Source organism: Paenibacillus sp. LRG-1 (genome assembly GCF_057220305.1).
Window position 1 is genome coordinate 2,248,385 of the sequence record NZ_CM170126.1, and the last position, 19,279, is coordinate 2,267,663.

At 45.6% G+C, this 19,279-nt stretch carries 16 protein-coding genes; all 16 read left to right on the top strand.

The features are described 5' to 3' along the window. Positions 1-96 precede the first annotated feature (96 nt). The 16 genes from pyrH to truB all read left to right on the top strand — a co-directional run bounded on the left by pyrH (position 97) and on the right by truB (position 19,223). A complete protein-coding gene (gene pyrH, locus ACUUJN_RS10160) occupies positions 97-825 on the top strand; it encodes a UMP kinase (protein ID WP_013309918.1) in 729 nt (242 codons plus the stop codon). Next, positions 825-1,379 (top strand): ribosome recycling factor, encoded by a 555-nt coding sequence (gene frr / locus ACUUJN_RS10165; protein ID WP_023988209.1) that lies wholly within the window; start codon positions 825-827, stop codon positions 1,377-1,379. Before pyrH ends, frr begins: the two co-directional genes overlap by 1 nt. Before the next feature lie 84 nt (positions 1,380-1,463). Beyond that, positions 1,464-2,231: an undecaprenyl pyrophosphate synthase gene (gene uppS, locus ACUUJN_RS10170; RefSeq protein ID WP_023988210.1), complete on the top strand. Its 768-nt coding sequence runs from the start codon at positions 1,464-1,466 to the stop codon at positions 2,229-2,231. A 17-nt stretch (positions 2,232-2,248) separates the two neighbouring features. Next, entirely contained in the window at positions 2,249-3,040 is a 792-nt protein-coding gene (locus ACUUJN_RS10175) for a phosphatidate cytidylyltransferase (RefSeq protein WP_053325265.1), read from the top strand. A gap of 146 nt (positions 3,041-3,186) precedes the next feature. Next, positions 3,187-4,326: a 1-deoxy-D-xylulose-5-phosphate reductoisomerase gene (locus tag ACUUJN_RS10180; protein ID WP_053325266.1), complete on the top strand. Its 1,140-nt coding sequence runs from the start codon at positions 3,187-3,189 to the stop codon at positions 4,324-4,326. 106 nt (positions 4,327-4,432) lie between these two features. Next, entirely contained in the window at positions 4,433-5,704 is a 1,272-nt protein-coding gene (gene rseP, locus ACUUJN_RS10185; protein ID WP_023988213.1) for an RIP metalloprotease RseP, read from the top strand. Positions 5,705-5,755: 51 nt separating this feature from the next. Beyond that, complete coding sequence (proS, locus tag ACUUJN_RS10190; RefSeq protein ID WP_013309924.1) at positions 5,756-7,204, top strand: proline--tRNA ligase; 1,449 nt, start codon at positions 5,756-5,758, stop codon at positions 7,202-7,204. A 202-nt stretch (positions 7,205-7,406) separates the two neighbouring features. Beyond that, positions 7,407-11,723: a PolC-type DNA polymerase III gene (locus tag ACUUJN_RS10195; RefSeq protein WP_338533488.1), complete on the top strand. Its 4,317-nt coding sequence runs from the start codon at positions 7,407-7,409 to the stop codon at positions 11,721-11,723. A gap of 312 nt (positions 11,724-12,035) precedes the next feature. Beyond that, positions 12,036-12,497 (top strand): ribosome maturation factor RimP, encoded by a 462-nt coding sequence (rimP, locus tag ACUUJN_RS10200; protein WP_013309926.1) that lies wholly within the window; start codon positions 12,036-12,038, stop codon positions 12,495-12,497. A gap of 100 nt (positions 12,498-12,597) precedes the next feature. Beyond that, on the top strand, positions 12,598-13,695 hold the full coding sequence (gene nusA, locus ACUUJN_RS10205) for a transcription termination factor NusA (protein WP_013309927.1): 1,098 nt from the start codon (positions 12,598-12,600) through the stop codon (positions 13,693-13,695). Between the two features lie 23 nt (positions 13,696-13,718). Continuing rightward, positions 13,719-14,027, top strand: coding sequence for an RNase P modulator RnpM (gene rnpM / locus ACUUJN_RS10210; protein WP_007430067.1), 309 nt, complete (start codon positions 13,719-13,721; stop codon positions 14,025-14,027). Next, positions 14,020-14,343, top strand: a complete 324-nt coding sequence (locus ACUUJN_RS10215) for a L7Ae/L30e/S12e/Gadd45 family ribosomal protein (protein WP_025720915.1) — start codon at positions 14,020-14,022, stop codon at positions 14,341-14,343. The genes rnpM and ACUUJN_RS10215 overlap by 8 nt, the downstream gene beginning before the upstream one ends. Beyond that, a complete protein-coding gene (infB, locus tag ACUUJN_RS10220) occupies positions 14,336-16,891 on the top strand; it encodes a translation initiation factor IF-2 (RefSeq protein ID WP_028542714.1) in 2,556 nt (851 codons plus the stop codon). Before ACUUJN_RS10215 ends, infB begins: the two co-directional genes overlap by 8 nt. 20 nt (positions 16,892-16,911) lie before the next feature. Further along, complete coding sequence (rbfA, locus tag ACUUJN_RS10225; protein ID WP_010346342.1) at positions 16,912-17,262, top strand: 30S ribosome-binding factor RbfA; 351 nt, start codon at positions 16,912-16,914, stop codon at positions 17,260-17,262. Positions 17,263-17,313: 51 nt separating this feature from the next. Then, the gene (locus ACUUJN_RS10230) at positions 17,314-18,291 is read left to right on the top strand and encodes a DHH family phosphoesterase (protein WP_484669553.1); all 978 of its coding nucleotides are present in this window, start codon (positions 17,314-17,316) and stop codon (positions 18,289-18,291) included. Beyond that, positions 18,288-19,223, top strand: coding sequence for a tRNA pseudouridine(55) synthase TruB (gene truB / locus ACUUJN_RS10235; RefSeq protein WP_053325268.1), 936 nt, complete (start codon positions 18,288-18,290; stop codon positions 19,221-19,223). Before ACUUJN_RS10230 ends, truB begins: the two co-directional genes overlap by 4 nt. Positions 19,224-19,279 lie beyond the last annotated feature (56 nt).

The window sequence follows — 19,279 nt, forward strand, 5'->3', positions numbered from 1 at the left end:
GAAAAAAACGGAAATGGAACACATCAGTGTTCCTTTTCTTGCAACAGGACACCTATCCTGTTACATAAAGTATAAATGATATTGGAGGGTGATCATTTGGAAAAACCTGTGTTTAAGCGTGTTGTCCTGAAAGTTAGTGGTGAATCGCTGTCAGGCCCTAACGGTTACGGTATTGATGCGGATACGATTGCGTCCATTGCTGAACAAGTCAAAGATGTGGTGGAACTGGGAGTAGAAGTTGCTATCGTGTGTGGTGGCGGTAACATCTGGCGTGGTATTGCTGGAAGTGCCAACGGAATTGACCGGGCCACGGCAGATTACATGGGTATGCTGGCAACAGTGATGAACTCACTGGCCTTACAGGATGCTTTGGAACAGATTGAAGTACCTACGCGTGTACAAACATCCATTGCGATGCAACAGATTGCAGAACCATACATCCGCCGTAGAGCTATCCGTCATTTGGAAAAAGGTCGGGTTGTAATTTTTGCAGCAGGTACAGGTAATCCGTTCTTCTCGACTGATACTACAGCTGCACTGCGTGCCGCTGAGATTGAAGCGGAAGTGATTCTGATGGCTAAAAATAAAGTGGATGGCGTATATTCTGCTGATCCGTTTAAAGATAGCACAGCTGAGAAATATGAGCAGCTTACGTATTTGGATGTGCTCAACAAAAATCTCGGTGTCATGGATTCTACTGCTTCCTCGTTGTGCATGGATAACAATATTCCGTTGATTGTCTTTGCTATTACAGAGCAAGGTAACATTAAACGTGTCGTGCTGGGTGAAAAAATTGGTACGATCGTCAAAGGGAGTGTAAATTAATGCCACAATCTGTGAAAAAGAGTGCTGAGGAGCGCATGCAAAAAGCAATCCAAGCATTGCAACGTGATCTTGCATCTTTGCGTGCAGGACGGGCGACACCAGCTTTACTGGACCGTGTGCAGGTAGAGTATTATGGTGCAATGACTCCAGTCAACCAGCTGGCGAATGTCAATACACCTGACAGCCGGACCTTGATGATTCAGCCTTGGGACAAATCTTCCTTGGCCGATATCGAGCGCGCTATACAAAAATCCGATTTAGGTTTGACACCTTCGAATGATGGCAACACCATTCGTCTGAGCATTCCTGCTTTGACGGAGGAGCGCAGAACTGACTTGGTGAAGTTGACGAAAAAGAACGGTGAAGAAGCGAAGGTCGCTATTCGTAACATTCGTCGTGATGCAAATGATGACATCAAAAAAATGGAGAAAAGTGATATTTCCGAGGACGAATCTCGTAAATATCAGGAAGATATCCAGAAAACAACTGATAAATTTATTGCTGAAGTGGATAAAGTTTTAGCTGCAAAAGAAAAAGAAATTATGGAAGTTTAAAAGATTGGCAGCCCCTCCCTTACGGTGGGGTTTGTCTCTTTTCAAGCCTGAGGCACATTTTCAGAGAATGCTGGAGGAACTGGAATGATCAAACGGGTTCGGTCTTGGTGGAACGGGGAACAAAAACAGCAAACACCGGCCATTTCAAAAGACAATATTCCGCAGCATGTTGCTGTCATCATGGATGGGAACGGCAGATGGGCCAAACGGATTGGAATGCCGCGGATTGTAGGGCACCAAAATGGAATGAAGGCAGTGAAACGCACAGCAATTGCGGCGGATGAACTGGGTATTAAGTATTTGACTTTGTTTGCATTTTCAACTGAAAATTGGACGCGTCCAAAGGACGAAGTTGATTTTCTAATGCGCTTACCGCAGGAATTTCTGGCTATTGAGCTGGATGAGCTGATTGAAAAAAATGTGCAGGTGCGTATGATGGGAAACAAGGAACATTTACCTTCCCATACCGTTGAGGCGCTGACTGAAGCGACTCGACGAACTGAAAATAATACCGGACTTGTTCTTAATTTTGCATTGAATTATGGAAGTCGGTTGGAAATCACAGAATGCATGCAAACATTGGGCCGTCAAATTGCGGATGGGAAGCTTAAAACAGAAGATATAACATCTGAGCTGATCGGTAATACGTTGCTTTCTAGTGGTATGCCAGACCCTGATTTACTGATTCGAACAAGCGGTGAGCTTAGACTTAGTAATTTTATGCTCTGGCAGCTTGCCTACAGTGAGTTGTGGTTTACTGATATTTATTGGCCTGAGTTTAAGAAAGAACACTTATACGAAGCAGTGATCGAATATCAGCAAAGAACACGGCGGTATGGCGGACTGAAGTAAATGGAGGATGAAAGCCGTTGAGACAGAGATTAATTACCGGTATTCTGGCAGGCATATTCTTTTTGGCGATGGTCCTGTGGGGCGGCTTGGCCTACCATTTGCTTATATTGGCGATGGCCCTAATCGGATTTTATGAGTTCGCACGAATGACGCAGGTATCTCCTTTTGGAGGTACAGCAATACTTGGATACGTAAGCATATTTGCTTTTGTATTTCCATATGAACCTTTTGGTTTGCACTCACCCTTACCCATTGCCAGTATGCTTTGGCTGGTAATGATAGCTTTTATGATCATCACGGTAGGAACGAAAAATAAAATCCCGATTCAAACGGTAGCTATACTATTCCTTGGTACCGTTTATATAGGGTTTGGATTTTCGTATATAGCGGAATCACGTCATATGGAACATGGACTGTTATGGACTTTTTTATTGTTGGCTTGTATTTGGGCAAGTGATGCAGGGGCATATTTTGTAGGCAAAATGGCAGGGAAGACGAAACTATGGCCTGCGATTAGTCCAAACAAAACGGTCGAAGGATCCATTGGCGGCATTGTTTTAGCGTTGGTTATAGCTCTAGTATTCGCTGGATTGTCAGGTGGACTGCTGCCATGGGGCAAAGCCATCGGCATCGGTTTGTCATGTGCAGTTGTGGGACAACTGGGCGATTTGGTACAATCTGCATACAAACGAGTGTACGGCATTAAAGATTCCGGTAATCTGCTGCCAGGGCACGGTGGTATACTAGACCGCTGCGACAGCTGGATTGTCGTTTTTCCATTTGTACATATGCTGATGCTGCTTCCATGAGTCTGTTGATTACAGTTTATGCTCAGGCTTAATCTCTATGTTGCTCACTCTGCGTTATTAGAAGGATGGAACCAGTAGCATAGCTGCCTGAATAACAAACAATGAGCTCCTGGCTAAAAGTGATTTTCAGGATAGGAAGGTGCATCATGAAAAGAATTACGGTACTTGGTTCAACCGGATCTATTGGAACTCAAACGCTGGATGTAGTGTCCATGCACCCGGATCAGTTTACTGTTGAGGCTTTAGCAGGTGGTTCTAATATAAAGTTACTTGCTGAGCAGGCGCATCTCTATAAACCCAAAAAGGTGTCTGTAGGTACTCGGCAGTTGGCAGATGAAATTCGTCCTTTACTGCCTTCTGGAATGGAACTGTATTGGGGAAATGAAGGACTCGTTGAGCTTGCTGCGAACACAGAGGCGGATATGGTTGTGACGGCTGTAATGGGCAGTGTCGGATTGCACTCCACGCTGGCCGCGATTGAGGCTGGAAAACAGATCGGTTTGGCCAATAAGGAAACACTGGTTACTGCTGGTCATCTGGTCACAGCGCGGGCTCGGGCGAAAGGAGTGCCGTTGCTGCCGATTGACAGTGAGCATTCAGCTATTTTCCAATGCTTGAATGGTGAGCGTATGAAAGATGTGGCACATATTACCCTCACAGCATCAGGGGGTTCTTTTCGAGATTTGACAAGAGAACAGTTGCGTGAAGTTACCGTGGAAGATGCACTCAAGCATCCCAATTGGTCAATGGGGGCCAAAATTACGATTGATTCAGCAACGATGGTAAACAAGGGGCTGGAAGTCATTGAGGCGCATTGGCTATTCGGACTTGATTATGAGCAGATTCATGTGTTGCTTCATCCGGAAAGCATTATTCATTCCTATGTTGAGTTTCAGGATACAAGCATTGTTGCTCAACTTGGGAATCCGGACATGAGAGTACCCATTCAATATGCGTTGACTTACCCTGAGCGTATGAAGTCCCCGGCGAAGCCGTTGTCACTGGCTGAAGTGGGTAGACTCCATTTTAAGGAAATGGATTATAATCGTTTTCCTTGTTTAAGGCTTGCCTTCGAATGTGGTAAAATGGGTGGTACAGCACCGACCGCATTTAATGCAGCTAATGAGATTGCTGTTGCCCGTTTCCTGCGTGGAGAAATTTCTTTTCTGCATATTGAAGCTATTATTGAACGTGTGCTGGAGCGGCATGTCAATGTGGCTAATCCTGATCTTTCTGCGATTGAAGCCTGTGACGGAGAGACTCGTAGCATAGCTGCGGGGTTGTAGGCTAATGTTGGGTTAGAAATGAAATGTGATTCTCTTGTGCGGGATTGGAGAATAATGATAATCTAGGAAGACAAACTCGATCTCATTGAAAGGGGAACGGAAACGATTGGAAACGATTCAAATAGTGTTGATGACGGTGCTCATGTTTTTCGTCATAGTGACGGTGCATGAATGGGGGCATTATTATTTTGCCAAGCGCGCCGGGATTCTGGTACGTGAGTTTGCGATCGGTTTCGGTCCGAAACTGTTTTCTTATAAAAGAAACGAGACGCGATTTACGCTGCGTTTGTTGCCGTTTGGTGGCTTTGCCCGCATGGCGGGAGAGGATCCGGAGATCAATGAAATTGAGACCGGACAAACGATTGCTGTACGCGTAACGGATGACGTCGTTAAAACCATCTATCTAGATCAACTGGATAATCGCAAGAATGTGGTACGCGGCGAAGTGTTGGATATTGATCTGGAACAGTCGTTAACTTTAAAATTGGATGTAGATGGCGAAGATCAGCAATACACAGTACACCCGCAAGCGATGATGGTAACCAAAGGACAATCCATTCAGATTGCACCAAAGGATCGGCAGTATGGGAGTAAAACAGTAGGACAGCGTGCGATGGCTATTTTTGCTGGACCACTGATGAATTTTATACTTGCCTTTATTCTGTTTGGTCTTCATATTCAGATGGTCGGCATACAAGTGGACAACCCGACCTATGTCCAAATTAGTGAAATTACAGCAGGTATGCCCGCTGCTGAAGCTGATTTGCATAAGGGAGATATCATCGAATCGGTGAATGGAATAGCCATTGGTGCAAATGTTGAAAACATGATCAAACTGATTGCGGATTCTCAAGACAAGCCGATGAAGTGGACGGTTCGCCGTGATAATAAGACCTTTGATCTTACTATTACACCTCGTGCAATGGAAGGACAAAAGGGTGGCAAGGTGGGCATTGTGCCTGAACTTCCAAAACGCCAAGCAGGTGTGGGTGAAACGTTCAAATTTGCCGGACAATCCATGGTCAGAACGACCGATATTATTTTCCAAGGATTTAGCCAGCTCATTCAACGTTTTTCTATCAACGACCTGGGAGGCCCGGTACGTACTTTTGAAGTGACGGGGCAAATTGCCAAGCAGGGGATTGAGCAGTTGACGTATTGGACTGCTATAATGAGTCTTTATCTGGGGATATTTAATTTATTGCCTATTCCGGCGCTGGATGGAAGCAGACTTGTTTTCCTTGGTGTGGAGGCGGTAAGAGGACGTCCCGTTGATCCGAGCAGGGAAGGAATGGTCCATTTCGTTGGTTTTGCTATGCTATTCCTGCTTATGATTGCGGTCACGTATAACGATATTTTACGCTTAATTAATGGTTAATTAGAGACGGACTTATATAAAAACGGTCTGTATGGGAGGACATGCATTTCTATGTCGAATGATAAACAGTTTGTCGAGGAAATTACGCCGCAGAGCGAAGATTTTTCCCGATGGTATATTGATGTTATTAAAAAAGCAGAACTGATGGATTATTCCCCTGTTCGCGGATGTATTGTATTCCGACCCGATGGTTTTGAAATTTGGGAGCATATCAAGGAAGCCATGGACGTGCGTTTCAGAGAAACAGGCCACCGTAATGCCTATTTCCCAATGTTCATTCCCGAAAGCTTTTTTCAAAAGGAAAAAGAGCATGTTGAAGGGTTTAATCCTGAACTACCTTGGGTAACCGAGGCTGGTGGAGAAAAGCTGGAAGAGCGTCTTGCAATACGTCCGACTTCGGAAACCATGATAGGCCATATGTACTCCAAATGGATTCAATCCTATCGTGATCTGCCGGTGCTTATTAACCAATGGGCTAACGTAGTGCGTTGGGAAAAACGCACGCTGCCTTTCTTGCGCACAAGTGAATTTTTGTGGCAAGAAGGTCACACGGCCCATGAAACAGAAGAAGAAGCACGTGAAGAAACGATGAAAATGCTGGAAGTATACCGTGAGGTTATTGAGGAAGTTCTAGCTATTCCGGTTATTACTGGACAGAAAACACCTTCTGAAAAGTTTGCAGGTGCGAAGGATACATTTTCACTAGAAGCGATGATGAAGGATGGACGGGCGGTACAAGCTGGGACTTCCCACTACATGGGGACTAATTTTGCCGTTGCATTTGACATTAAATATTTGAGTCGTGAAAACAATCTGGAATTCGCGCATACGACTTCATGGGGAACAAGTACACGTTTGATCGGCGCACTGATTATGGTCCATGGAGATGACCGTGGTCTGGCATTGCCTCCTAAAGTTGCGCCTACGCAGGTTATTATGGTTCCAATTGGGCCACCTAAGAAGCGTGATGCCGTTATCGCTCGTGCAGATGAACTATTTGCTGAGTTGAAACAAGCGGGAGTGCGTGTTAAAATGGACGACCGCAGTGATGTAAGCCCAGGCTGGAAATTTAATGAATATGAAATGCGCGGTGTGCCGGTTCGTATGGAAATCGGGCCTCGTGATATGGAAAACGGCGTCTGTGTGCTCGTATCCCGTATCAGCGGTGAGAAAAAAATCGTGCAGCAGGATAATCTGGTTGAGGAAGTACACGCGATGCTCGCACAGGTACAGCAGGAGATGTTTGATCGTGCGAAAAATTTCATGGAAGAAAATTTCTATTCTGTCGATACGTTGGACGAAATGAAGACTCTCATGGAGGAAAAACGCGGTTTTACTTTGGCAGGTTGGTGCGGATCTGAAGAATGTGAAGACAAAGTTAAAGAAGTGACAGGTGCTACAAGCCGTAATATACCGTTTAAAACAACCGAGCAAAAGTCCACATGTTTGTGCTGTGGCAAACCTGCCAAGCATACAGTAGTGTTCGCACGGGCGTACTAATATAGAAGTAGGGCAATACCACTATACTCACTTCATTCTCTTCGCCGACAGGGTAGCTGTTACCGGACAATGTTCCGAAGGATCTATGTCGTTGTGAGGAGGATTAAAGAGGGTTACGAAAAGCTTTTGCGGTCGGAGATGTTTTTGACGCAGAAGCTTTTCATGTTTTCAGAATGGTAGATTTGAAATTGGGGGGAGAGCCATGGGCGGAGCTGAAGAAAAGAGAAAGCGGCTGGAACTGCTGATGAAGCAGGTTGTGATGCCGACGGGAGTGGTTGAACCTTATTTTTTGGACGGTTGGATTGATCAAGTGGAGATTAGCCGTACCAATAAGGATTGGAATATCACTATTGCCAAGGAGACACTGGTCCCCGCTCAGGTGTATCGTACGTTCTGTATTCAAGTACAGGAAAAAATGAGTCACATCGCAAAAATTACGTTCCGTTTTCAGTATAGTGAGCAGATTCAGCCGGGTGATATCATTAGTGAATACTGGAAACTTTTTCTAGAGTGGGTACATCGTGAGATTCCTTCTGTTAACGGTTGGTTGAATCGGGCTGTGCATGAGTGGGAAGACGGTCTATTATTGCTAACGATGAGCGACAGTATGTCATTGGAACTGGCGCGTAAAAAGCAGATAGATCAAGCTATCATCAAATTTTACAATAAATATTTCGGGCTCTCTATGCGCATTAAAGTCCAGGTGGGTGAAAGTAACCAGGAGGCACTACAGCAATTCCAAGAGAAGAAGATGCAGGAAGAACGCGAAGTTATTCAGCAGATGATGGAAAGTATGGAATCCGAAATGCCGTCTTTGGACGAAGAAGAAGGAGACGTACGGCTTCAATTTGGTTATGACATCAAAGAACCGGCTGTTCCGATGCAAGATATTCAGGACGAAGAAAAGAAAGTCACCTTACAAGGGACAATCTTCGGTTTGGATAGTAAAGAATTGCGCAATGGCAGTACGTTGTTTACGTATTATTTGACCGACTTTAGTGATTCCCTGCAAATGAAAATGTTTGCTAAAACTAAAGAAGATCTGAAGATCCTCAGTTTGTTGGCTAACGGGAAATGGGTCAAAGTGCGGGGGCGAGTTGAATATGATCGTTTTATGCAAATTCCCGAGCTGGTTATGATTCCTTCCGATCTAGTTGAAGTACAGGCTCCACCCACACGTAAGGATAAGGCAGAGGAAAAACGGGTTGAGTTCCATCTACACACAAAGATGAGTGCAATGGATGCTGTCGCCTCGATTGATCAATACGTCAAAACAGCCGCCAAATGGGGGCACAAAGCGATTGCGGTCACCGATCACGGTGGTGTGCAATGCTATCCTGACGCAGCAAAAGCAGCAAAGAAAAACGGAATTAAAATGATCTACGGTATTGAGGCTAACGTGGTTAATGATGCCGTTGAGGTTGTAATGCAGGCACAACCATTAAATTTGAAAACAGCGACTTATGTCGTTTTTGATATTGAAACCACCGGTTTATCGGTTACACAGAATAAAATTATTGAGATTGCGGCTGTAAAAATGCATGATGGCAAAGAAGTTGATCGTTATGCTACCTTTGTCAATCCGCATGAGCGTATACCCTACAATATCCAACAACTGACCAACATTAACGATGAAATGGTCAAGGATGCGCCGGATGTAGAACCTGTTATGAAGGAGTTTGTAGCTTTTGCTGGCGATGCTGTATTGGTTGCCCATAATGCGCGATTTGATGTCGGCTTTATCCAGGCCACCCTTCGAAATATGGGCTTGCCTGAAATGACCAATCCGGTACTGGATACGCTCGAACTGGCTCGTTTACTGTTTCCAACGATGAAAAACCACCGTCTGAATACGCTGACGACCAAATATAAAGTGGCGCTCGAAAGCCATCACCGGGCCATTGACGATACAGTCGCACTGACTGAAGTGCTGAATGGCTTGCTGAATGATGCGGAACAAATTAAGGGTTTAAAAATGCTCGATCGTCTGAATGATTATGTGGGTAAGGATTTATCGACCGTTCGTCCTTTTCACTGCTGTATTTATGCCCTCAACCCGATTGGTAAAAAAAATCTGTACAAGCTGGTTTCGATGTCTCATACCGAATATTTCAAGCGTGTGCCTTGTATTCCTAAATCAAAATTGTCAGAAATGAGAGACGGGTTGCTTATTATTTCTGGCTGCGAAAAAGGAGAGTTCTTCGAGGCTGTGTTGAACAAGTCCGAGGAAGAGGCCGAGGAAATTGCACAGTTTTATGATGTGTTGGAGATTCAGCCTTTGACAATGTATATGCATCTAGTGGAAAAGCAATTGGTAAGTGGGCCTGATGCTCTGAAAACGGCGATACGCAAAGTATGCGAAATTGGTCGGCGACTTGATAAGCCCGTAATTGCCACAGGTAATGTTCACTATTTGGAAACTCGCGATAAGCTGTACCGTGATATTACGATACACGGCATTACGGGATTTAGCCCGCTAAAAGATATTCGTAAGCCAGATGCGCATTTACGCACCACAGACGAAATGCTGGCAGAATTCGAGTTTTTGGGCGAGGAGAAAGCCTATGAAGTCGTTGTGAAGAATACCATTGAGCTGGCGGATCGGTTTGAGGAGCTGGAGTTGTTCCCTGACAAGCTGTTTACACCTTTGCTGGATGGGGCGGACGAGGAAATCCGCAACACTTGCTACGAGACGGCTAAATCCATCTATGGTGAGGAATTGCCCGAGGTGGTTGTAGCCCGCCTTGAAAAAGAACTGGAGCCGATTATTAAATACGGTTTCTCTGCCAATTATCTCATTTCCGAGCGTCTGGTTAAAAAGTCTAATAAGGATGGATATCTGGTAGGTTCACGGGGTTCTGTTGGATCTTCTGTGGTCGCTACCTTTCTCGGAATTTCCGAGGTTAATCCACTGCCTGCACATTATATTTGTGGTAATCCTGAATGCAGACATAGCGAATGGATTTTGGACGGTAGTGTGCCGAGTGGATTTGACTTGCCAGACAAAAACTGTCCGAACTGTGGTGGCAAATTGAAGGGTGAGGGACAGGATATTCCGTTTGAAACGTTTCTTGGGTTTAAGGGAGATAAAGTTCCCGATATTGACTTGAACTTCTCTGGCGAATATCAGCCTGTCGCACATAACTATACGAAAGTACTGTTTGGTGAGAAAAGTGTATTCCGTGCTGGAACCATAGGTACAGTTGCCGAAAAAACTGCCTTTGGCTTTGCAAAGAAATATGAAGAGGCGCATCATAAAAAATGGCGTGGGGCTGAGCTGAACAGGCTGGCTTCGGGCTGTACAGGGGTCAAACGTAGTACAGGGCAACATCCAGGCGGAATTGTCGTTGTTCCCGATTATATTGAGGTCGAGGATATTACGCCGGTACAGTATCCCGCCGATGATACAAGCTCGGAATGGAAAACAACGCATTTTGATTATCACGCTTTTGATGCGAATTTACTCAAACTCGATATTCTGGGTCATGATGATCCGACTATGATGAGAATGCTTCAGGATTTGACCGGTGTCGATCCTACGACCATTCCAATGAATGATCCTAAAGTGATGAGCATGTTCAACTCCACGGAGGCGCTCGGTGTAACCCCCCAGCAAATCCGCACGCCTGTAGCAACCTATGGTGTACCAGAGATGGGGACGAAGTTTGTACGCCAAATGCTAGTAGAGTCGCAGCCAAGTTCTTTTGCTGATTTACTGCAAATATCCGGACTGTCTCACGGCACGGGCGTATGGCTGGGGAATGCACAGGAACTGATTAAGAATAATACCTGCAACATCAAGACTGTAATTGGTTGCCGTGACGATATTATGCTGTTTCTGATTTACAAGGCAGGGATGGACGCAGGTCTGGCCTTTAAAATTACGGAGAGCGTACGTAAAGGTAAGGGGCTTAGTGCTGAATGGATTGAGGAAATGAAAAAATGCAAAGTGCCACAGTGGTACATTGATTCTTGTCTGAAAATCCAGTACATGTTTCCGAAGGCGCATGCTGCAGCCTATGTTATTTCAGCAGTGCGCACAGCGTACTTTAAGCTGTATCATCCGATTGAATATTATGCGACTTACTTTTCAGTACGTGCAGCTGATTTTGATATTGAGCTGTGCTGTCAGGGATATGATGCAATCGCGCGGAAGATTGTCGAAATCGAGCAGCTTGGCTTTCAGGCACCGCCCAAAGAAAAAGGGATGCTTCCGATCCTAGAAATGGCTCTGGAAATGACGGCTCGCGGGTTTAGTTTTAAATCCATTGATTTGTACCGTTCCGAAGCTACACGCTTCAAGGTCGATGGAGATTCACTCATTCCGCCATTCGGAGCTCTTCAGGGAATTGGAGACAATGCAGCACGTAACATCGCAGCCTCCCGTGAACAGGGTGAATTTTTGTCTGTCGAGGATTTTCAACAAAAATCGAAGGCAAGTAAAACCATTGTCGAAATGCTATCCCAGTTGGGATGCTTTCGAGGTTTGCCAGAGAGTAATCAGCTGTCTCTGTTTTAATCCGAACTACAGTAGTCAAGCTCTGGCACTTGTCACATAACTATGGTTATGTTATAATTTTTTTGGTAATCATGGAGATAAAACCGTTGCTAAAAGAGTGGGGAAACCCACTCTTTACTGTTTGATATACAGTTACAACGTGAAAAGGTTATTTTTGGGCACGAAACCGGTACGCCGGTTTATTTGCAGTGAGCCCGAAATGAACATTACATCAAATGAAAATGAAAATGCCGGTGATGGAGAAGCATTGTCCATGGTAATAGGGCGTCTTTTTTTCACCACAGGAAAGTTCACTTTTGGAGGTTATAATCTTTGAGCACACCAAAGATCAAATCAGTAGTAGAAGAAATGGCCCAACCTTACCTCGATGAGCATGGTTTTGAACTGGTCGATGTCGAGTATGTCAAAGAGGGCAGCAATTGGTTTCTTCGCGTTTTTGTGGACAAAGACGGAGGAATTGATCTGGACGACTGCAGTATGATCAGTGAATATCTGGGTCAAAAGTTGGATGAAAATGACCCTGTTTCTACAGCATATTTTCTGGAAGTGTCTTCACCAGGCGCCGAAAGACCGCTAAAAAAAGCGGAGGACGTTACTAAAGCGGTAGGCAAAAACGTATTCGTTACTACATACGAGCCGATCAACGGCCTGAAGGAATTCGAAGGTCGTTTGCTTTCTTTTGAAGATGGGGAACTCACCGTTCAAAGCGGACAAAAGAAGCATGTTATACCTTATGACAAGGTAGCTGGTGCAAGGCTCGCGATCATATTTTAATTCAGATTTGACTGTTGCTGTTTGACATGTACTACATGTTTTTTGCCTCGTGTGCCGACCAGTACGCAGGTGCATCATTTGAAAGGGGGAGCAGTAATCCATGAGTATGGATTTTATTGAAGCAATGAACGAGTTGGAAAGAGAAAAGGGGATCAGCAAGGATGTGCTGTTTGAGGCCATTGAAGCAGCCTTGATTTCCAGTTACAAACGGAATTTCAACACCGCACAAAACGTGCGTGTTGATATGAACCGCAACTCGGGAGTCATTAAGGTATATGCCCGCAAGCTGATCGTTGAGGAGGTATTGGATCCTCGCACCGAGATTTCGTTGCCTGCGGCCCGTGAGATTAACCCGCATTTTCAGTTGGAAGATATTGCTGAAATTGAAGTCACACCACGTGATTTTGGACGGATTGCTGCACAAACTGCGAAGCAGGTCGTGACCCAGCGTATCCGCGAAGCGGAACGGGGACTGATCTACAACAAGTTTGTGGACAAGGAAGAGGATATTGTAACAGGAACTGTACAGCGCCAAGACCCACGTAATATTTATATTGATCTTGGTAAGGTGGAAGCGGTTCTCCCGTTAGGTGAATTGATGCCTAATGAGAAATTTAGCCATCTGGATCGAATTAAGGCTTATATCACTAAGGTAGAAAACACAACCAAAGGACCGCAAATTATGCTGTCCCGATCACATCCGGGTCTGCTTAAGCGTTTGTTCGAACTCGAAGTGCCTGAAATTTTTGATGGTGTTGTAGAGATTCGTTCCGTAGCGCGTGAAGCAGGCTTCCGTTCTAAAATCGCGGTTCATTCCCGTAACGCCGAGGTTGATCCGGTCGGCTCTTGTGTGGGTCCTAGAGGTACACGTGTACAGACCATTGTAAATGAGCTGCGTGGCGAAAAAATTGACATTGTACGTTATTCGGATAATGTTGATGAATACGTGGCTAATGCGCTGAGTCCATCCAAGGTGCTCGAAGTGCAAGTATTTGAAGAAGAGAAAATGGCGCGTGTTATTGTGCCTGATTATCAGCTTTCTCTTGCTATTGGTATCAAAGGGCAAAATGCTCGCCTTGCTGCTAAGCTTACGGGCTGGAAAATTGATATTAAGAGTGAAACACAGGCGGAGGAAGAACTCGGCAGACCGAGAACATCCACCGATGAAATGCATCAGGATTCCGTTTCTGTAGATTAAGCGGAGTGTAGGGGGGTTAATGCATGAAACAGAGAAAGATACCTTTGCGCAAATGTGTGGCCTGTCATGAAATGATGCCAAAGAAGCAGTTGATCCGTGTCGTCAAAACCCCTGAAGACGAAGTGTTGATTGACTTGACTGGCAAAAAGTCGGGACGCGGCGCTTACTTGTGCGGCAAAGCCGCCTGCTTCAAGCTGGCTCAAAAGAGCAAGGCACTGGATCGAGCATTGAAGCACTCGGTTCATCCTGATATTTATGAGCAGCTAAGTCGTGATTTTGCTGCCGTCGAGGAAGAATTCCTGGCGGCACAAGGCAGCGTGCAGGATGAATAAGGCGCTGTCTGGATTGGGTCTTGCCATGAGAGCTGGCAAGCTGCTAACAGGTGATGAGATCGTTTTTAAAGCGATCAGGTCTTCAGAAGCCAAGCTGGTCATTCTTGCGAAAGATGCTTCAATGAATACTCAAAAGAAATTCCGCGACAAATGCGGGACGTACAAAATCCCCTTATTGATAGGATTTGACCGGGAAAGCTTGGGAAGCAGTATCGGCAAACCTGAACGGGTTGTGCTGGCTGTGACGGATCAAGGATTCGCGAAATTGATCAAGAAACATGCGGGGATAATGTCGGAGGTGGAGTATATTGAGTAAACAAGAAAGCAAAGACAAAGTGCGGGTATACGAATATGCCAAATCGTTGAACATGAGCAGCAAAGAAATTATCACCATTCTTAAACGGCTGGATATTCCCGTGAACAACCATATGAGCGTCATGGAACATGATGCCGTAGGTAAAGTGGAAAGTTTTTTTAAGAATATTAAATCCAATGCTGCGGCCAAGCAAGGCGGAGCAGGTACGGCGCAAGTAAGCTCGAATCAGGCCGGTTCAAGCCAGAATAGTAATCATTCAACTGAGCAAACCAAAAATCAACAGGAAAAGCAGGTAAGTATGAATAGGACAAACAACAACCAAAACAGTAACCGAAGTAGCGCTCCAAAAGCGCAAAGCAGTCAGCAGGGCGGTCAAAACCGCAGTCAACAAAGTACTAGCAGACCCACTGGTCAGCAAAGTACACAGAACCGCAGTAATGGTCAACAACAGGGAGGACAACAGCGTCCCGGCGGTAACACAGGTTCGCGTCCTCAAGGTAACCAAAGCACTAACTCACGCCCTCAGGGAAGTAGTCAGGGTGGTACGGCTGTAAGAACATCATCCTCCACAGGTAGCAACAATGCGAACCGTAGTGGTGGCAACCGTACAGGTAGTAACTCCAGCAACGGTGGTAACCGTTCCGGTCAAGGACGTTTTGACGATAACCGTCAAGGCGGCGGACGCGGTGGTAACGGTGGTCGTGGAGGCAATAATCGCGGCGGCAGCAATCGTGGCGGGAAATTTAACAATCGTGGTAAAGGTCAACAACAGGAGCGTCGCGAGAAAATCGACAACACGCCTAAGAAAATTATTGTGCGTGGTGAGATGACCGTAGGCGAAACAGCCAAGCTTCTTCATAAGGATGCGTCAGAAGTCATCAAAAAGCTGATTGTGCTCGGAACAATGGCGACCATCAACCAGGAACTGGATATGGATACCATCCTCTTGCTTGCCGGAGACTTTGGTGTCGAGGTAGAAGTGAAAATTCCTGTCGAAGAAGATCGTTTTGAAACCGTGGAAGAAAATGATGATCCTGCGGATCTCAAAACACGTCCACCGGTTGTAACGATTATGGGTCACGTCGATCACGGTAAAACAACTTTGCTGGATGCCATTCGCTCAACTAATGTAACCGGTGGCGAAGCTGGCGGTATTACACAGCATATTGGTGCATACCAAGTTGAAATTAACAGCAAAAAAATCACTTTCCTGGATACACCGGGTCACGAAGCCTTTACTGCTATGCGTGCACGTGGTGCCCAAGTGACAGATATGACGATTATCGTGGTTGCAGCTGACGACGGTGTTATGCCACAGACGGTCGAAGCTATTAACCATGCGAAGGCGGCAGGTCTGCCCATTATCGTAGCTGTGAACAAGATCGACAAACCGGATGCCAACCCGGATAAAGTGAAGCAAGAACTCACTGAATATGAATTGGTACCTGAAGAGTGGGGCGGCGATACAATTTTCGTCAACGTTTCCGCGAAACAAAGAATGGGTCTGGAAGACCTGCTCGAGATGATTCTGCTCGTAGCTGAAGTGAATGAGTACAAAGCGAACCCGAACAAACGGGCACGTGGTACCATCATCGAGGCAGAACTGGATAAAGGTCGCGGTTCTGTAGCCCGTATCCTCGTTCAGAACGGTACACTGAAAGTCGGCGATGCTTTCGTAGCGGGTAACTGCTTCGGACGTGTGCGTGCCATGGTCAACGATAAAGGTCGTCGTCTTAAGGAAGCAGGTCCTTCCACTCCAGTTGAAATTACTGGTTTGACAGAAGTTCCACTTGCTGGCGATCCATTCATGGTGTTTGAGGATGAGCGCAAAGCTCGTGCTATTGCTGATAGACGTGCGATCACGCAACGCCAATCTGATCTGGGCAGTAATACCCGTGTAACACTGGATGACCTGTTCCAACACATCAAGGATGGCGAAATGAAGGATCTGAACGTCATTATTAAAGGTGACGTACAAGGTTCCGTCGAAGCGTTGAAAGGTTCCTTGAACAAGATTGAAGTCGAAGGTGTGCGCGTTAAAATTCTTCACAGTGGTGCAGGAGCAATCACCGAATCCGATATTATTTTGGCAGCAGCTTCCAATGCTATTGTCATTGGTTTTAATGTTCGTCCGGATAACCAGGCGAAATCTACAGCGGAAGCTGAAAAAGTGGATATTCGTCTACACCGTGTCATTTACAATGTCATTGAAGAAATAGAGCAAGCCATGAAGGGCATGCTGGATCCTGAATATAAAGAAAATGTGATTGGGCATGCTGAAGTACGTAACGTATTCAAAGTTACTAAAGTCGGTACGATCGCTGGTTGTATGGTGACATCCGGTAAAATTACCCGTTCAGCAGAAGCACGCCTGATTCGTGATGGCATCGTCATTTTTGAAGGTAAAATCGACTCACTGAAACGCTTTAAGGACGACGCAAAAGAAGTTGCCCAAGGTTACGAATGCGGTATTACCCTTGATGGCTATAATGATGTTAAGGAACTCGACATTATTGAAGCGTTCGTCATGGAAACAGTGGAGCGCTAACGGCAGAGAGGTGAGCATCCATGGCTAAAATACGTACAGGTCGGGTTGGCGAGCAGATCAAGAAGGAGCTAAGCCAACTCATACAAACTGAATTAAAAGACCCCCGCATCGGTTTTATCACGGTAACGGGTGTCGATCTTACAAATGATTTGTCCCAAGCGAAAATATACTTGAGCGTGCTCGGGGATGAAGAACAAAAAAATTCTTCCCTGAAGGCATTGGACAAAGCGAACGGTTATCTTCGTTCTGAACTCGGCAAACGGATACGGCTGCGCCATATTCCTGAGTTGATTTTCAAAATTGACGAATCTATTGCTTACGGCAGTCGAATTGAAAAACTGCTGAGTGATATCGACAAGGATGAAAAATAAAACTTTTAGTTTGTCTGAAGAAACCATGAACTGAATGTAAAGGAGAAGGCAATGCATACCTATGAACAGGCGCTTCAACAAGCGAAGGAATTTATTCTGGAGCATGATGATTACCTGATCGTATCGCATGTACAGCCGGACGGAGACGCAGTCAGCTCCACCGTAACGGTGGGCTGGCTTCTCTCATGTCTGGGGAAGAAATTTACCATGCTAAATGAGGGACCTATTCCCAAGCGTATGGATTTTTTATGGCATGCCGATGAGATTATGGATATGAGCCAGCAACCGCCAGAACGGAAATACAACCGGATCATTTGTGTAGATTGTGCGGATTACCGTCGTGTTGGTTTGACAGAGCAGTTTTTTACGGAAGATGCCATTATCCTGAATATTGATCATCATCCAACGAATGATGCGTATGGTACAGTTAATGTGATTAAATCGGATGCTGCGGCAACAGCAGAAATTCTTTTTGACCTACTGAAAGAGTTCGCAGTGACTTGGGATGTCGAAATAGCTACGGCTTTATATACAGGGTTGCTAACGGATACAGGAGGTTTCCGTTACTCCAACACTTCACCGAAAGTGATGTCTACTGTGTCACAGCTACTTGCTTACGGTGTAGATGGTCCATCTTTATCCGAGAAATTGCTGGAGGAAATGACTTTTCCACAAATGAAGATGCTGACAAAAGCATTGCAGACGCTCACGATGTCGGAGGATGGAAAAGTTGCTTGGGTCGTAGTATCACCTGACGACATGACGGAATGTGGCGCTGTAAATGAGGACTTGGAAGGCATTGTGAATTATCCAAGAAATATTCGTGGAGTTGAGGTAGGTATTTTCTTTAAGGTTATTAATGATCAAGCGGTCAAGGCCAGCTTGAGGTCGGCAGGGAATGTTGATGTAGCTGCGCTGGCTCAATCATTTGGAGGCGGTGGACATGTACGTGCAGCTGGCTGCCGGCTAGAGGGTAAGCTGGGAGATATCATTGAGACAGTTGTAGGGCGGGTGAAGTCTGAGCTATGAACCCGATAAAGAAGGAACAGGCAACTTGGGAAGGCGTTCTACCTGTCTATAAACCTGCTGGATTTACCTCTCATGATGTGGTGGCCAAGGCTCGCCGTTTATTAGGTATGAAGCGAATCGGACACACTGGAACGCTTGATCCGCAAGTAACTGGTGTTTTGCCTTTGTGTCTGGGACGTGCCACCCGTGTGGTGGAATACATGCAAGAGCGGCCCAAAGAATATCGGGCTACACTGCGATTAGGAATTGCCACGGATACCGAAGACCTAACTGGGAAAATCACGGAAGAGAGTGAACGTCCAGTAGAGGTGACGGAAGTGGAAGTCAAAGCGGTTTTGAAACGTTTTGTTGGTACGATTTCCCAAGTGCCTCCAATGTTCTCCGCGCTAAAAGTGGATGGCAAACGTCTATATGAACTGGCTCGAGAAGGCAAAACCGTGGAACGCAAAAGTCGTGAAGTGAGCATTTACGAGTTGGAAATGACGGGATTCGCGGAGACGGGGGCGTATGTGGATATTTCTTTTCGTGCCTTATGCTCCAAAGGTACTTATATCCGTACACTATGTGTTGATATTGGCCGTGAATTAGGATATCCTTCAACGATGGTTAAGCTGGAGCGAACCATGTCTGCGGGAATTCCTGCGGAACGTTGTCTGACTTTCGAAGAGATAGAGCGTTTCGTAGCGGATGGTAGTCTTGGAGAGCGACTTATTACAACGGATCAGGCGATTGACTATATGCCTGAGCATATAGTGGCTGAAGCCAAGGTAACTGCGGCTCTGCAAGGCCAACGTCTGTCGCTGAATATGATTTCACCACCTGTGACGGACAACCAGCCCTTCCGTTTGTATAAAGAGGATAAAACGTTTTTAGGCATATATGGTCGGGATGAATCAGACGCGATCGCTCCCATTAAAGTTTTTTTACCTTGAATTGTGCTATAATTTTGACGAAGTTAGTCAAATGATGTGAAATGCAGGTGAATTAA

Coding starts and splice junctions, on each gene's coding strand:
- ACUUJN_RS10215 (WP_025720915.1), top strand. CDS start 14,020: ATGAATAAGGCGCTGTCTGGATTGGGTCTTGCCATGAGAGCTGGCAAG.
- ACUUJN_RS10180 (WP_053325266.1), top strand. CDS start 3,187: ATGAAAAGAATTACGGTACTTGGTTCAACCGGATCTATTGGAACTCAA.
- frr (WP_023988209.1), top strand. CDS start 825: ATGCCACAATCTGTGAAAAAGAGTGCTGAGGAGCGCATGCAAAAAGCA.
- ACUUJN_RS10195 (WP_338533488.1), top strand. CDS start 7,407: ATGGGCGGAGCTGAAGAAAAGAGAAAGCGGCTGGAACTGCTGATGAAG.
- nusA (WP_013309927.1), top strand. CDS start 12,598: ATGAGTATGGATTTTATTGAAGCAATGAACGAGTTGGAAAGAGAAAAG.
- rnpM (WP_007430067.1), top strand. CDS start 13,719: ATGAAACAGAGAAAGATACCTTTGCGCAAATGTGTGGCCTGTCATGAA.
- rbfA (WP_010346342.1), top strand. CDS start 16,912: ATGGCTAAAATACGTACAGGTCGGGTTGGCGAGCAGATCAAGAAGGAG.
- proS (WP_013309924.1), top strand. CDS start 5,756: ATGTCGAATGATAAACAGTTTGTCGAGGAAATTACGCCGCAGAGCGAA.
- uppS (WP_023988210.1), top strand. CDS start 1,464: ATGATCAAACGGGTTCGGTCTTGGTGGAACGGGGAACAAAAACAGCAA.
- ACUUJN_RS10230 (WP_484669553.1), top strand. CDS start 17,314: ATGCATACCTATGAACAGGCGCTTCAACAAGCGAAGGAATTTATTCTG.
- truB (WP_053325268.1), top strand. CDS start 18,288: ATGAACCCGATAAAGAAGGAACAGGCAACTTGGGAAGGCGTTCTACCT.